Origin of the sequence: Pseudomonas sp. IT-93MI4, from assembly GCF_949767635.1 — a bacterium.
Classification (GTDB): domain Bacteria; phylum Pseudomonadota; class Gammaproteobacteria; order Pseudomonadales; family Pseudomonadaceae; genus Aquipseudomonas; species Aquipseudomonas putida_A.
In genome coordinates this window covers 227102-241070 of record NZ_CATKPP010000002.1, presented here as the reverse complement: position 1 = coordinate 241070, position 13969 = coordinate 227102, and the positions used below count along the sequence as shown (strand labels likewise).

Annotated in this window: 14 protein-coding genes; 5 read left to right on the top strand and 9 right to left on the bottom strand. The window is 61.7% G+C overall.

Going from position 1 to position 13969, the window contains the following annotated elements:
• Window positions 1-158 precede the first annotated feature (158 nt).
• The 3 genes from ACM6I7_RS02105 (at window position 159) to ACM6I7_RS02095 (ending at window position 3123) form a co-directional block, all read left to right on the top strand.
• On the top strand, window positions 159-1280 hold the full coding sequence (locus ACM6I7_RS02105; RefSeq protein WP_414887863.1) for a GGDEF domain-containing protein: 1122 nt from the start codon (window positions 159-161) through the stop codon (window positions 1278-1280).
• On the top strand, window positions 1258-2193 hold the full coding sequence (locus ACM6I7_RS02100; protein ID WP_414887862.1) for an iron-sulfur-binding ferredoxin reductase: 936 nt from the start codon (window positions 1258-1260) through the stop codon (window positions 2191-2193). The genes ACM6I7_RS02105 and ACM6I7_RS02100 overlap by 23 nt, the downstream gene beginning before the upstream one ends.
• 180 nt (window positions 2194-2373) lie before the next feature.
• Window positions 2374-3123 (top strand): enoyl-CoA hydratase-related protein, encoded by a 750-nt coding sequence (locus tag ACM6I7_RS02095; RefSeq protein WP_414887861.1) that lies wholly within the window; start codon window positions 2374-2376, stop codon window positions 3121-3123.
• Between the two features lie 121 nt (window positions 3124-3244).
• On the opposite strand, the gene pyk is transcribed toward ACM6I7_RS02095, so the two are convergent.
• A complete protein-coding gene (gene pyk / locus ACM6I7_RS02090; protein ID WP_003227610.1) occupies window positions 3245-4696 on the bottom strand; it encodes a pyruvate kinase in 1452 nt (483 codons plus the stop codon).
• A 174-nt stretch (window positions 4697-4870) separates the two neighbouring features.
• Between pyk and ACM6I7_RS02085 the strand changes: the two genes are divergently transcribed.
• On the top strand, window positions 4871-5257 hold the full coding sequence (locus ACM6I7_RS02085) for a tetratricopeptide repeat protein (protein WP_007965893.1): 387 nt from the start codon (window positions 4871-4873) through the stop codon (window positions 5255-5257).
• A 230-nt stretch (window positions 5258-5487) separates the two neighbouring features.
• Window positions 5488-5847, top strand: a complete 360-nt coding sequence (locus ACM6I7_RS02080) for a PilZ domain-containing protein (RefSeq protein ID WP_027612508.1) — start codon at window positions 5488-5490, stop codon at window positions 5845-5847.
• 95 nt (window positions 5848-5942) lie between these two features.
• Here the strand turns inward: ACM6I7_RS02080 and ACM6I7_RS02075 are convergent, their stop codons facing one another.
• The 8 genes from ACM6I7_RS02075 to ACM6I7_RS02040 form a co-directional block, all read right to left on the bottom strand.
• The gene (locus tag ACM6I7_RS02075; RefSeq protein WP_247267989.1) at window positions 5943-6314 is read right to left on the bottom strand and encodes a DUF6124 family protein; all 372 of its coding nucleotides are present in this window, start codon (window positions 6312-6314) and stop codon (window positions 5943-5945) included.
• 486 nt (window positions 6315-6800) lie between these two features.
• Window positions 6801-7016, bottom strand: a complete 216-nt coding sequence (locus ACM6I7_RS02070) for a hypothetical protein (RefSeq protein WP_007965898.1) — start codon at window positions 7014-7016, stop codon at window positions 6801-6803.
• Between the two features lie 227 nt (window positions 7017-7243).
• The gene (locus tag ACM6I7_RS02065; protein ID WP_225136122.1) at window positions 7244-8575 is read right to left on the bottom strand and encodes a DUF58 domain-containing protein; all 1332 of its coding nucleotides are present in this window, start codon (window positions 8573-8575) and stop codon (window positions 7244-7246) included.
• On the bottom strand, window positions 8572-9573 hold the full coding sequence (locus ACM6I7_RS02060; RefSeq protein WP_007965902.1) for an AAA family ATPase: 1002 nt from the start codon (window positions 9571-9573) through the stop codon (window positions 8572-8574). The genes ACM6I7_RS02065 and ACM6I7_RS02060 overlap by 4 nt, the downstream gene beginning before the upstream one ends.
• Window positions 9570-10733 carry a DUF4350 domain-containing protein gene (locus ACM6I7_RS02055; RefSeq protein WP_414887860.1) on the bottom strand — a complete coding sequence of 388 codons (1164 nt, stop codon included), beginning with the start codon at window positions 10731-10733 and terminating at the stop codon, window positions 9570-9572. The genes ACM6I7_RS02060 and ACM6I7_RS02055 overlap by 4 nt, the downstream gene beginning before the upstream one ends.
• Window positions 10730-12277 carry a DUF4129 domain-containing protein gene (locus ACM6I7_RS02050; protein WP_414887859.1) on the bottom strand — a complete coding sequence of 516 codons (1548 nt, stop codon included), beginning with the start codon at window positions 12275-12277 and terminating at the stop codon, window positions 10730-10732. The genes ACM6I7_RS02055 and ACM6I7_RS02050 overlap by 4 nt, the downstream gene beginning before the upstream one ends.
• Window positions 12264-13241 carry a stage II sporulation protein M gene (locus ACM6I7_RS02045; RefSeq protein WP_247267985.1) on the bottom strand — a complete coding sequence of 326 codons (978 nt, stop codon included), beginning with the start codon at window positions 13239-13241 and terminating at the stop codon, window positions 12264-12266. The genes ACM6I7_RS02050 and ACM6I7_RS02045 overlap by 14 nt, the downstream gene beginning before the upstream one ends.
• Complete coding sequence (locus tag ACM6I7_RS02040; RefSeq protein ID WP_247267984.1) at window positions 13238-13963, bottom strand: RDD family protein; 726 nt, start codon at window positions 13961-13963, stop codon at window positions 13238-13240. Before ACM6I7_RS02040 ends, ACM6I7_RS02045 begins: the two co-directional genes overlap by 4 nt.
• Window positions 13964-13969 lie beyond the last annotated feature (6 nt).

Genomic DNA, 13969 nt, shown 5'->3' with positions numbered 1-13969 from the left:
GGGAGAGGGCTAGGGTGAGGGGCTTTTGAGGCCACACTTTTGACGTCAATTTTCGAGCCCGAAAATCGGTGGTCATTTATCGACCGCCCCTCTAAAGTGGCATCCGGTCTGTAGAGTAGGACACTCGGTCAGCCTCCTATCGCACGGTGAGTCAACGATTGACCCATAACGCCATTCAACGTCTTTTGCTCAAGCGCTTTGCCCTCGCCGCAGCCACCTATGGATTGGCTTTGCTGCTGCTGTGGCTGGCGTTTTTCACCGGGCATTACCCGCAATCATTGAACAGCGTGGCGATCGGCAGCGCGCTGGTGGTGATCTGCCAGGCGACGTTGTTTACGCTGTTCTGGTCCGGGCGCAACCAGCGCTTTGCCGACCCCAGCCTGACCGAAGCGCAAGTGCTGCTCGGGCTCGGCTGGCAGACCTGGCTGATCGCTCATCTGGACGAAGCACGCGGCGCGTTTCTGGTGTTCTACGTGCTGATCCTGCTGTTCGGCCTGTTTCATTTAACCCGGCGCGCGTTCATTCGTTGCGCGCTGCTGGTGTTCTTCAGTTTCTGTGCGATCACCCTCTGGGACGGCTACCACTTCCGTCTGCCGGATCCGGCCCTGGCGGCGTTGCAGGTGTGCATTCTGGCGATGGTCCTGGCCTGGCTGGTGATTTATGCACGCTTCGTCCAGGTTTCACGGCAGCGCATGCGCCAGCGCCGGTTTGCCTTGCAGGCGCATCAGGACACCCTGCGCGGGATGATGCGCCAACTCGAAGATCTGGTGGCCACCGATGAACTGACAGGACTGTTCAATCGCCGGCATTTTCTGCGTCTGGCCTCACGGGAGCTGGCGGAGATGGAACCGGGCGTGGTGCATGGTCTGGCGCTGATCGACCTCGACCACTTCAAACGTATCAACGACCTGCACGGCCATGCCGCGGGCGATCAGGTGTTGCAGGCGTTCGCCGGCGTGGCAGGTGCCTGCCTGCGTGACGGCGACGTGCTGGCGCGTTACGGTGGCGAGGAATTCGTGGTGTTGCTGCCCGACTGCGATGCCGAACGCCTGACGGCCTGTTGTGAACGTCTGCGCATCGCCTTCACCGACGTCGAACTGGTGGGCCTGAATGTGCGCAGCCTGAGTCTGTCGGCAGGCATGACCTTGCTGGAACTGGGCGATGATCTCGACGATGCCTTGCAGCGTGCCGATCAGGCGCTGTACCGGGCCAAGCGCGACGGGCGCAATCGTTGTGCAGCGGCATGGGAGAATGTGGATGCCTGGACTTCGCGTCGGTGACCGGCAATGGCCGGTGGCGGCGGGCAGCAATTTGCTCGACGCGCTGAATCAGCACGGCGTCGCGGTGCCTTACAGCTGCCGCGCCGGCAGTTGCCATGCCTGTCTGGTGCAGTGCGTGAGGGGCTTGCCCGCCGACAGTCGCCCGGATGCCTTGAGCGCCGAACAGCGCCAGCAAGGCTGGCGGCTGGCTTGTCAGTGTCAGGTCACGGAAGATTTGCAGGTACACACCTTCGACCCCGTCACCGACGGGCGCCCGGCGGTGGTCGAGGCGCTGGACTGGCTCAGCGATAACGTCCTGCGTTTGCGCCTGACCCCGCAGCGACCGCTGCGCTACAGCGCCGGGCAACATCTGGTGCTGTGGATCAACCACATCGCCAGACCCTATTCGCTGGCGAGCCTGCCGCAAGAAGACCGCTTTCTCGAGTTCCACCTCGACTGTCGCCAGCCCGGCGAATTCAGCGATGCGGCGCGGCGCCTGCAGATCGGCGACCCGATCCGCCTCGGCGAACTGCGCGGCGGCGCGTTGCATTACGACCCGGACTGGCACTCGCGCCCGCTGTGGCTGCTGGCGGCCGGCACCGGGCTGGCCCCGTTGTTCGGCGTGCTGCGCGAAGCTTTGCGCCAGGATCATCAAGGCGCCATCCGCGTCATTCACCAGGCCCATGACGCGCGCGAGCACTATCTGGCCAAACCCCTGGCGGCGCTTGCCGCGCAGCGCGAAAACCTCAGCATCGAGCTGTGGACGGCGGCCGAGTCAGCCGCCGCTTTGGCGCAACTGCGCCTTGTTTCCCGGCAAACCCTGGCCTTAGTCTGCGGCTCGACTGCCAGCGTCGATGCGTTTGCCAAGCGTCTGTACCTGGCCGGACTGCCGCGCAATCAACTGCTGGCCGATGTGTTTCTGTCCCGCAGTTAAGCGCTGAATCTCGTGTGAAGGTGAACTCCTGTGGCGAGGGGATATATCCCCGATGGGCTGCGCAGCGGCCCCGGGATTTTGTGAGTGCTGCGCACTCAATCGGGGATAAATCCCCTCACCACAGAAGTTTTGCCTCACCAAAAGAACTTTGTCAGCCCTTTTAAATGTTGAGTAACGCTGATGACCGAAGCCATCCTGCTCGAACGCGAACGCGGTTTGCTCACCCTGCGCCTCAATCGCCCGGACAAGAAAAACGCCCTGACCCGCGCGATGTACAGCCACCTCGCCGAGGCCTTGAGGCTGGCCGACAACGATCCTGACATCAACGCCGTGCTGATCACCGGTAGCGCCGATTGCTTCACCGCCGGCAACGACATCGCCGACTTCATCCAGCAACCGCCGAGCGACCTCGACAGCCCGGTGTTCCACTTCATGCTCAACCTGCTCGAATGCCGCAAACCGGTGATCGCCGCTGTGGCCGGCGCAGCGGTGGGCATCGGCACCACGTTGCTGCTGCACTGCGATCTGGTTTACGTCGCCCGCGATGCTCGCTTGCGCATGCCGTTCGTCAATCTCGGTTTGTGTCCGGAGTTCGGCTCCAGCCTGATCCTGCCGCGTTTGCTTGGCCAAGCCAAAGCGGCGGAGTTGTTGTTGCTCGGCGAAGGTTTTACCGGTGAACAGGCGGCGCAGTGGGGCATTGCCAGCGAGGCGTTGGGCAGCGGCGAAGCGGCACTGAACAAGGCGCGGGAGATGGCGTTGCGTTTCGACGAACTGCCGCCGGAGGCGGTGCGTATCAGCAAACAACTGATGAAAGCGCCGGACCGCGAACTGATCCGTCAGGTGATCAAGGAGGAGGGCGCATTGTTCACCCAGCGGTTGCGCTCGCCGGAGGCGCTGGCGGCGTTGACCGGGTTTATCAAACGGCATTGAAAGCTTCGCTGACTGGGCTTGCCAGCGATGAGGCCTGAATAGGCGCAACACCTTGCGGAGCAGAAAACGAAAAGCCCCGACACTCACATGCCGGAGCTTTTGTTTTTCAGCGAACAGTCATTCAGACCTGCGGGTCACCCACGTGCAGGATCTTCATGCCGTTGGTGCCACCGGTGGTGTGGTAGCTGTCGCCCTTGGTCAGGATGACCCAGTCGCCTTTTTCCACAACGCCGCGCTTGACCAGCTCGTCGATCGCTTTCTGGCTGACTTCGTTCGGGGCCAGCGAAGCCGGGTCGAACGGAACGGTGTACACGCCACGGAACATCGCCGCGCGGGCCTGGGCTTCGCGGTGCGGGGTGAAGGCGTAGATCGGCACCGAGGAACGGATACGCGACATGATCAGCGGGGTGTAGCCGCTTTCAGTCAGGGCGATGATCGCTTTCACGCCCGGGAAGTGGTTGGCGGTGTACATGGTTGCCAGGGCGATGCTTTCGTCGCAGCGCTCGAATTCCTTGCCGATACGGTGGCTGGACGTCTTGCTGGTCGGGTGCTTTTCAGCGCCGACGCAGATGCGCGCCATCGCCTGAACGGCTTCCAGCGGGTACAGGCCGGCAGCTGATTCGGCCGAGAGCATCACGGCGTCGGTGTAGTCGAGCACGGCGTTGGCCACGTCGGACACTTCGGCGCGGGTCGGCATTGGGTTCTGGATCATCGACTCCATCATCTGGGTCGCAACGATCACCGCTTTGTTGTGGCGGCGTGCGTGCAGAATGATCTTCTTCTGAATGCCCACCAGCTCGGCGTCGCCGATTTCCACACCGAGGTCGCCACGGGCAACCATCACTGCGTCGGAAGCCTTGATCAAACCGTCGAGGGTTTCGTCGTCGGCCACGGCTTCGGCGCGTTCGATCTTCGCCACCAGCCAGGCAGTGCCGCCGGCTTCGTCGCGCAGTTGACGGGCGTAGTTCATGTCAGCCGCGTCACGCGGGAAGGACACGGCGAGGTAGTCGACTTCCATTTCGGCGGCGAGCTTGATGTCGGCCTTGTCTTTTTCAGTCAGGGCCGGCGCGGTCAGGCCGCCACCGCGACGGTTGATGCCTTTGTGGTCGGACAGCGGGCCGCCGATGGTCACCACGCAGTGCAGCTCGGTAGCGGTGGCGGTTTCGACGCGCATCACCACGCGGCCGTCGTCGAGCAGCAGCTCGTCGCCCACGCCGCAGTCTTTCACCAGATCCGGGTAGTCGATGCCGACCACTTGCTGGTTGCCTTCGGTCAGCGGATGGCTGGTGGAGAAGGTGAACTTGTCACCGATCTTCAGCTCGATGCGCTTGTTGGCGAATTTGGCGATACGGATTTTCGGGCCTTGCAGGTCACCCAGCAGGGCGACGAAACGGCCGTGCTTGGCGGCGAGGTCACGCACCAGCTTCGCGCGAGCCTTGTGCTCGTCGGGGGTGCCGTGGGAGAAGTTCAGACGGGCGACGTCCAGACCAGCCAGAATCAGCTGTTCGAGAACTTCCGGCGAGTTACTGGCCGGGCCAAGGGTAGCGACGATTTTGGTACGACGGACGGACATGCAAAGACTCCTGAGTTCAAGCGCTAGCAGAGGCTACTATGCTCTTGGGGTGTAGTCATTGTTCGTTTGCACTACTTATTGTTTTCTTTATTGAACGTGGCAACTTTGGGACAAACGCGCCTGAAGATTTACGACCAGGGGTCGATACAGAGCTCAAGACAGGAGAACCTCCCCATGCGATTGTTGCCCATTGCCGCCCTTGCCCTCAGCGTCCTCGCCGTCACGGGCTGCACCCGTTGGTCGATGAACCATCATTTGAACAACGCCTACAGCGCCTACGACCGGGGCAATTGCGAGCAGGTGATGCTCGAACTGTCCAAGGTCGAACGCGCCAGCCGGGCCCGTCCGTATGTGTGGCCGGAAGTGTCGATGATGCGCGGCCAGTGCCTGGAACGGCAAAAAATGTACATCGACGCGGCGCAGACCTACCAGTTCATCATCGCCTCGTACCCCAACAGCGAATACGCCTTCCGCGCCCGCGCCCGCCTGGAAACCCTGCAGAGCCTGGGACATTACCCGACTCGCAGTGCGGCGGCGGTGCCGAGTGCGCAACGCTTCTGATGCCGGATGTCATACAAACGCTGGCTGACTGTACAGGTTGAGCTATAGTCCAGTGATCCGGTTTAGAGTCTGGCCTCTAAACATGGGGCAACACCTGCGACTGGTCGATGTTGAGGCGATGGCGTATTGGCGACCATGCCACCGGAAGCGGGGAGAGCGTGTCTGTGACACAGGCGTGTTCCGAAGCAAAGGTGCGGCTCTGTGATGGAGCCTTGCGTGGCGTACCTCGCATGTTTACCGACCGACGAATCGAACGGCACCAGTTGCCGTACTTCCTCAGGGTGTTCAACAGCGTCACCGACAAACCCATCGGTTTTCTGGGCAATGTGTCCGAAGACGGGCTGATGCTCATCAGCCAGTTACCGATGATGACCGGTGTCGATTTCAGTCTGCGTCTCAAAATTCCGCTCGGCGATGGTTGCCAGCAGGTCATCGACCTGACGGCGTGCTGCCTGTGGTGCCATGAAGACGCGACCCCGATGCACTACGACGCCGGCTTCAGCCTGCAACGCCCGCCGCCGGAATATGCGCAACTGGTGCAAGCGTTGAAGCAGTACTTCAGTTTTCAGCCCCTGCCGGCGTCTGCCTGATACAGCCAAAACCAAAGATCGCCGCCTGCGGCAGCTCCTACAGTGGAAATGCAATTTTCCTGCAGGAGCTGCCGCAGGCGGCGATCTTTTGATCTTCAAGCCTTCAAGGCAATCGCCCGCTCACTGTCCAGTGTCTTCTCCGCCAGCAACAAACCCATCTCGCTCAACTGATAGATCGCCATCGCCAGATGCCGTGGTTTGTCTTCCAGGCTGTCCGCCAGATCCAGCAGCAGAATGCTCACCGACGAAAAGGTTTCGTAGGTCTGGATGGCGATGGCTTCGGGGTTGAGGTCGGGGGCGACAACGAACATCTGCATGCCGCGATCCACGGAATTGCGTGAGGGCGATTTTGGTTTGAGGTAGTGGTCGAGGGCGCGTTCTGCGGCTTCCTGAAACCTCTCTGTATCAGGGGGGAGACAGCTGGAAGTCGTGTCAGATTCTGGAGTATTTGATGTTGCACTGTTCATGGCTTTATATCCTTTTTGCTTGGCTTCCAGTTCGGGTGAACGAGAACGGAAACTGCTATGAAGAGGTTATTCGGCCGGGGGGAGGTGAGCTGTTCGGCTCACCTAGAGACGTCCTGCTAACAGCTAAAATGTTACTAGCCTGACTGAAGCTACTGCCTCGACATTGCCCCGGACAATTAATTTCGACCGCTGATTCAGCGGCCAAGATCAAGTTACGGAGCCTCACCAATGCGTACAAGACAGAGCATTCTGGTGTGTTCGTAGGCAAAGGCGCCACGTCGTGTAGCCTAAATTCCTAGGTTTGGGGAAAGACTTCATTCGGATGACGGATATGTGTACCCGTACGCATCAATCTGTTTCATTTCGATATGAGACGGGGGGATTTTAGGTGGGGTGTTGGAAGGTTTTTGAATCGTCAAATCGCTTCGATAATCACCCTGTGGATAACACCAAAGCGGTCGACAAAATTCATTGAGTTTTTGAGGCCTAGTCCGTTTCCTTTGCTCTGAGTTTCGCCAAGCCCTGCTTGATATAGCCGGCATTTTCTCCAATGACAAAAAGCGCAGAGCGGACGTTTTCTCCGATCTCGGTAAACCCCCTCTCTTCGACCTGGAGTGTTAGCTCCATTAGGGCTGCCTCCAGCCCAAGCTGATTCTGATAAATCCTTTCCAACACATCAGATAATGAATATTTAGTGGGCATTTTTCGACTCCGTTCGAGAGGCTTCGAGCATGGCTGCATGGGAAAATTTAGCGGGCAATCCGATAGCGCGGGATGGGCCGCTTCAAGGAGCGAACTGGCACTCCTTTAAATAAGTGGAGTGAGATACCGATCAATGGAAAAGCCCTTTTAGCAGCGGTATTTCTTATTAAGAAATCTACACCCGCTTGCCAATTTGAAACACCCCGCCGGCGTGAAATCTACAATGTCTATAGGGCTCCAGCTTTCTTCCAGCTTAAGTAAATTGACACTAGTTCAGTGTTTAGCTTACTGGTAGGGACATCCAGCACAGGTGTGCCATGAGCCATCAGGCGCTCATTCAGTTCGGCCCTAGCGTTTAGGTAATCCACTGCGCCGCAATAGGCCAATGCTTCAGGAAGGGTTTGTACCGAGTCTTGGCGCATTTGGTCGAGCGTTTCTTCGCGCAGGCTGACCACTAACACTTGATGCTGGCGGCTCAGGTGTTGGACTGCGTTGGTCAGTTCGCCATGGTCCTCATCCTGCAGGTTGGTCATAAGGATGACCAGTGCCCGTCGTTTCTGACGTGTTAGTAGTTGCCGAATGGCTGCCTGATAGTCCGCCGGACGTTGGCTACTCGCCAGATCGTAGACCGTGTTGAGCAGGACGTTGAGTTGCCCGCTGCCTTTTACCGGAGCTAGATATCGCGGTTGATCGTCTGCAAATGTACTCAATCCCACCGCATCGCCCTGGCGCAGCGCCACATGACTGAGCAGCAGACACGCATTCAGCGCATGGTCGAAATGCGACAGCTCGCCATCCTGGCTGCGCATTTGCCGCCCGCAATCGAGCATGAACATGATCTGTTGATCACGCTCGTCTTCATACTCGCGGGCAATCGGCGTGCGCTGACGGGCGGTGGCTTTCCAGTCGATCTGGCGCAGGCTGTCGCCCTCGCGAAATTCGCGCAACTGATGAAACTCCTGACCCTGCCCACGACGCTGGCGCTGGCGCACACCGAGCTGACTGAGCCAGTTGTCCACCGCCAGCAACTGCCCACCGTAGAGCTTTGCGAAGTCCGGGTAGACGCGGATCTCGCCGCTCACGGCGAGCAGGCGTTTGCCTGTCCACAGACCGAACGGGCTGGGCAGGTTGATCTCGCACTGTTCGAAGCTGAAGTGCCCGCGCTTGAGCGGGCGCAGACGGTAGCCGACCGCGCTGAATTGCCCGGGTTGCAGTTCAATCGCCAGCGGCAGGTTTTCGAAGCTCAGGCCCTGTGGCACGTGGTCGAAAATCTCCACCGCGACCGGCTCATTGAAGTCATGGCTGAGCTGCAGCCGCACCTCGCTCCAACGGCCGAGTGCCAGGCTGCCGGGCATCTGCCGCTGGATGCGCGGCGAGGGCAGGTTGTTCAGGCGCAGCGCATCGATGATCGCCAGCACCAGCAGGGCCAGGAGCAAGCCCCAGTTGATCGACAACAGCGTGGCGGGCACGTCGATGTCGAGGGCTTGCAGCGTGCCCAGCAGCGTGCCGACGGCCAGCAGAATCGCGAGCCAGATCAGCAGCAGGCGTGACGGTTTCACAGGCGCGGCGCCGGCACTTGGTCGAGCAATTGTTGCAGCACCTGATCGACCTGCAGACCTTCGATGTCCAGCTCCGGCGCCACTCGCACCCGATGGCGCAGCACCGAGAGCGCGCAACCCTTGATGTCATCGGGAATCACGAACTCGCCGCCGCGCAGCAACGCACGGGCGCGGGCGCAGCGCACCAGCGCAATCGAGGCACGCGGCCCGGCGCCGAGGGTCAGGCCGGGCCAGGAGCGGGTGCTGCGCGCCAGTCGCACCGCGTAATCGAGCACCTGATCGTCGATCGGCAGGTCACTGGCGATGCGTTGCAAGGCCTGCACGTCCTTGGCTTGCAGGACCGTGCGCAACGGCTGCACGTCGAGCATGTCGGCGCGGGTCGAGCGGCTGACCTGACGCACCATGTTCAGCTCTTGCTCGGCCTCCGGGTAGTCCATGCGCACTTTGAGCATGAAGCGGTCAAGTTCGGCCTCCGGCAGTGGATAAGTGCCTTCCTGCTCGATCGGATTCTGGGTGGCGAGCACCATGAACGGCTGGGCGATCGGCAGCGCCCGACCTTCGAGGGTGACCTGGCGCTCCTGCATCGCTTCGAGCAACGCCGCCTGGGTTTTCGCCGGTGCGCGGTTGATCTCGTCGGCCAGCAGCAGGTTGGTGAACAGCGGCCCCTTGCGCAGCTTGAACTGCTCGGTGTGCAGGTCGTACACCGCGTGGCCGGTGACGTCGCTGGGCATCAGGTCCGGGGTGAACTGGATGCGCGCGAACTCGCCGCCGAAGCAGCGCGCCAGCGCCCGCACCAGCAAGGTCTTGCCCAGCCCCGGAACGCCCTCAAGCAGCACGTGACCGCCGGCGATCAGCGCGGTCAGCACATCGTCGATCACGCTGTTCTGGCCGATCAGGGCCTTCTGCAATTCGCCGCGCAGCGCTTGCGCCAACTGGCTGGCACGCTGGCGTTGCTGGGCGGCGTGGCTGGCGCTGCCGGGCTCGATCTGTTCACTCATAGCGTGTTCCTCAAGGTTTGCAGGTGGGCCACCTGGCGACTGAAATCAGCGCTGCTCATGCGCTGTTTCGGCACCGGGCTGAGGGCCTGACTGATGGCGCGGGTTGGCTGGCGGGTCAGGCGCGACAGCACCAGCCATTGCTCGGCCACGTTCAATTGGTCGAAGCCGGGATAGCGGCGGCGGGCGCGGCGCAGCACGTCCTGTTGCAAAGCTTGCAACAGCGTGTGCTGACCGTTTTGGCGCAGGATGAAGTCGGCACTGGCGCGCAGGTGTTCCTGCAACTGCCGGCGGCCACTCGGGGCGGGTGCCTGCAGTGGTCCATGGCGCACAGCAACGTGCCACAGGCCGAGGCCGATCAGTGCCAGCAGGGCGACGATGGCTTGCGGGAAGTAACGCCAGAGCAAGGTCAGCAGACCATCGTGTGCGGTGTTGAAAATCAGCGTGACGTCGGTGTCGGCGCTCAGGTACCAGAGCAGCCATGCGTTGTCATGCTTGCTGATGGCCGGGGTTTTCCACAGTTCGGCATCGGTGACCACGGTGATCGAGCCGAGGCCGTACGGCAGCTGCATCATGTGCGTGGCCTTGGCGCTGTTGGCCCAGGCCTGGGCGAGATTGTTCGGATCGTCCAGATGAAACGCGGTGTCGAAACCGGCGTAGGCGGGCGCGTCCTCGTCTTCCAGATAGAGTTTGGTCAGATTCGGGTACGGATCATCGGCCAGCTCCGCCGGCGGCTCCTTGAGATCCTTGCTCAGGGACTGGTGCAACTGCACCCGATCCAGCAACAGATCATCGCTTTGTCTGGCCTGCTTGTCCCACAGCGCTTCGGCCACGAACACCAGGCGCCCACCGGCGCGGGCCCAGTTCAACACCTGATCGACCTGACGCGGGGTCATGCGCGAGCGCTCGCCGAACAACAGCAGGGTGTGCCGACGCGGATCGATCTCGGGCAGCACCGCCAGCGTTTCGGCGTGGCTGACGTTGAGGCCGCGCTCGCGCAAAAACAGTTCTGCCGCCAGATAAGGATTGGCCTGCGCCTGGGGCGAGGGGCCGTGATCGATCACTTCCTGATAGGGCCGCGCCTTGAGGTACAGATAAACGCTCAACGCCGCGAGCAGGGCGACGATCAGCCCGCCGAGCAGCCACGCGTTGCGCCGGTTCAAGCGCGCGCTCCCGAGCCGAACAGGGCACGCCAGCCGTCACATAGTTCCTGTTGCAGATGTGCCGCCGGTACGCGGTGCCCGTAGGCCATGTTCTGCCAGTGCTGTGTCAGGCTGCGACTGAACGCCAGCAGTTCAGGGCGCTGCAGTTGCTCGACCCGCAATAGCACTTGATGCTCGGTGTCGGCGGGTTTCAAGGTCAGGGCAAAATCGTGCAGCAGACGGCTGAGCAACCCGCGATAGAGCAAGCCCAGCGCCGCGCGCGGCTGGGTCTGCCAGAGTTGTTCGGCGCTGGCGGCGATGTCGTCAGGCAGGGTTTGCGGGCTCAGGTCCAGGCCAAATGCTTGCTGCGGTGCAGGTGGCCTGATGCGGGCGGGCAGCTTCGGCCGACGGCTGACGAAGGTGCGCAGGAACTCGCGATAGCGCCAGATCAGCCAGCCCACAGCGGCGATCAACGCTCCCCACAGCAACACTTCAATCAGGCCGGCCAGCGCATTGAAGCGCTGACTGTCCAGCCAGCCGAGCAGGGTTTTCAGCCATTGCGGCGCCTCACCGGGTTTGGCTTCGGCCGGGGCTGCCGGATCGTCGCCAAAGCGATAGCGGGTCACGCTTTCCTTGTTCTTGAACGGTGGTTGTTCGAGCAGCGCCTTGATGCTGTCGTGCGCAGCCTGACTGGTCAGCGGTTGGTGCAACAGGCGGGGTGCCTCCGGTGCGCTGGCGGGATCGGCTGCAGCCCATACGGGTGGCACCGCCGGCAGCAAAAGACAGACCGCCAACAGCAAACCCAGAGCGCTGCTGTTCAGGCGTTGGCGCAAACGGCGGAACACCAACTCGATGTCCCACGCTTCCAGTGCGGTGCGCCGGTTCAGATACAGGCTGAAACCGCAGGCGACATAAATCGGTTCCCAGACCACCAGCACCAGCGCGTAGAAGGCGTTGGTCAGGTGCTCCAGCCAACGCCAGTGGTGATCGGCATCGAGGATCAGTGATTGCCAGTCCCAGTCGGTTTCAATCTGCTGCGGCAGCAGCATGTAGAACAGCACCATCAGGCCGATCCACAGTGCGGTCTCCAGATGCATGCCGATGATCGTCAGCCATTGCGCGGCGCCGGCATTGCGTTGCAGCAACACTTGCAAGCGTTGCTGGCGAGCGGTGCCGTCGAGGCCTTCGAGTTGCACCACCGGCAGCAGGAAGCTGCGACTCAGGCTCAGCCGGCGCCAGGTCAGGCTGGCCAGCCATTGTGGTTTTAGCAGTCGAGGAAATTCGCGCAGGGCCTGTTTCAGTGTCGGTGTTTCGCCGAACAGGGCTTTGGACAGGATGTACAGCGGCAGGCGTTCGTACGCCGGTTTCAGCCACCAGAAAATGAATACCGCCAGCGACGGCGAATCCCATAGCAACAACGTCAGCACCGCGAACAGCGGCAGGGTGACGATGGCCCAACTGGTCATCAGCAGGCGTCGATGCTGCTGGCTCATGAGCACGCCCAGGTCCATGGCTTCCCAGGTGCTGCGCGGGCGGATCGCCACGGTGGCATCACTCAGGCGCATGGCGTGTCCTTCCGGCGAACAGCAGATAGGCCGCCACTGCGAGCCACAACGCGGCACCGACCGCATATTTGATCGGCGGTGTGACCCCGGTCTTCGACGACCAATACGCTTCGATGAATGCTGCGATCAGCAGGAACAGCATGACCCCACACACCAGCAGCACGCTTTTGCGCGCCGCCTGCACCAGCGCTTCACCACGGGTCAGCCGCCCCGGTGCGATCACTGCCCAGCCGAGCTTTAGCCCCGCCGCGCCCGCCAGGGCAATGGCGCTCAGCTCGAAGGCGCCGTGGCCGATCACGAACGACCAGAATGTCTGGCCAAAACCGATTTCGGTCAGGTGCCCGGCCACCGCGCCGATGATCAAGCCGTTATAGAACAGGAAGAACGCGCTACCGACGCCCATCAGCAAACCGCTGGCGAAAGTCTGAAAGGCGATGCCAATGTTGTGCATCACGTAATAGCCGAACATCACCCAGTCTTCGCTGGCCGCCCGTTCGGCCGAGCGCCCGAGGTGCCCGGCCACCGGGTCGTACATGCTCTGCATGTCGCGCACCTGTTCGGCGGGGATCAGGTTGTAGATCAGTTCGGGAAAGGCATACACCAGCAAGGCAAAGCCGATCAGGCTGCCGAAAAACACCAGACCAGCGGCCAGCACAAACGGCCATTCGGCACGCACCAGTCGAGGAAAGTCAGCGAGGATGAAACCCAGCAGGTTGGCGCCGAATCGACTGCGGTGCCGATACAGCTGCTGGTGGCCGCGCAACACCAGTTGTTGCAGCGAGTCGATCAGAAAACTGCTGTAGCCACGCGCCTGTGCCAGCGCCAGATGCTGGCAGAGGCGTCGATAATCCTTGGGGAAACTGGCTGCCTGCGAAGTGTCCTTGCCATGTTCGAGGCGTTCGAGGGCCAGGGTGAAGCGCTCCCATTCGGCCTTGTGACGAGCTTCGAAAAGACTCTGCTTCATGCCGGACCCAACAAGCCGCGGGCGATGCCATTGAGTTCGCTGACCGCTTTGGGCGCCGAGATGTGCAGCGGTTGGGCGAGCAGCGCGGCCAGCTCATTGACCCGCGCCGGCGACAGTTCAGCCTGACGTTCGGCGAAGGCGAGCAAGGCGCGTTGTTCGCCGAGGTTGAGCGGCACGGGCGAGCTGCGTGGCTGGGCGTCAGGTAATTGCGGGCGGAGCAGGGCGCGTTCGCTGTAGACCACCAGCGTGCCGGCTGCGATGTCGCCCAGGCGCTTGAAGGTCGGGTGTTGCAGGCAACTGATGGCGCCGAGGAAATAACCGAACGGCAGCAGATCGACAAAACGCAGCAGGTTGCGCAGCAGCGAGGCCGACCAGCCGATCGGTGTGCCGTCATCGTGGATCACCCGCAGGCCCATCCATTGCTTGCCCGGCGAGCAGCCCTGATGCAGCACTTCGAACAGCACCATGTACCACCAGCTGACGGCAAACAGCAGCAGCGAACCCAGGCCCATGCCGAGCTGGCCGAGAAACGCCAGCAGCAGAAACAGCACGCCGAGGATGGCCCCGCGAATGCCCAGGTCGATGCCGAAAGCGAGGCTGCGCACCATCAGACCGGCCGGGCGCAACGGCAGGTCGATGCCCTCCGGGGTTTCCACTTGATAGCGGGTATCGAGTGGCGGGTTCAGCGGTGCTTTCCGTGGCAGTGCTGTGTTCTCGAGCATGGGCTA

Excerpts from the sequence above, each read along its gene's own strand:
- pyk (WP_003227610.1), bottom strand. The coding sequence starts at position 4,696 with ATGTCCGTCCGTCGTACCAAAATCGTCGCTACCCTTGGCCCGGCCAGT.
- ACM6I7_RS02070 (WP_007965898.1), bottom strand. The coding sequence starts at position 7,016 with ATGCCCACTAAATATTCATTATCTGATGTGTTGGAAAGGATTTATCAG.
- ACM6I7_RS02100 (WP_414887862.1), top strand. The coding sequence starts at position 1,258 with ATGCCTGGACTTCGCGTCGGTGACCGGCAATGGCCGGTGGCGGCGGGC.
- ACM6I7_RS02040 (WP_247267984.1), bottom strand. The coding sequence starts at position 13,963 with ATGCTCGAGAACACAGCACTGCCACGGAAAGCACCGCTGAACCCGCCA.
- ACM6I7_RS02060 (WP_007965902.1), bottom strand. The coding sequence starts at position 9,573 with ATGAGTGAACAGATCGAGCCCGGCAGCGCCAGCCACGCCGCCCAGCAA.
- ACM6I7_RS02045 (WP_247267985.1), bottom strand. The coding sequence starts at position 13,241 with ATGAAGCAGAGTCTTTTCGAAGCTCGTCACAAGGCCGAATGGGAGCGC.
- ACM6I7_RS02080 (WP_027612508.1), top strand. The coding sequence starts at position 5,488 with ATGTTTACCGACCGACGAATCGAACGGCACCAGTTGCCGTACTTCCTC.
- ACM6I7_RS02050 (WP_414887859.1), bottom strand. The coding sequence starts at position 12,277 with ATGCGCCTGAGTGATGCCACCGTGGCGATCCGCCCGCGCAGCACCTGG.
- ACM6I7_RS02085 (WP_007965893.1), top strand. The coding sequence starts at position 4,871 with ATGCGATTGTTGCCCATTGCCGCCCTTGCCCTCAGCGTCCTCGCCGTC.
- ACM6I7_RS02075 (WP_247267989.1), bottom strand. The coding sequence starts at position 6,314 with ATGAACAGTGCAACATCAAATACTCCAGAATCTGACACGACTTCCAGC.
- ACM6I7_RS02095 (WP_414887861.1), top strand. The coding sequence starts at position 2,374 with ATGACCGAAGCCATCCTGCTCGAACGCGAACGCGGTTTGCTCACCCTG.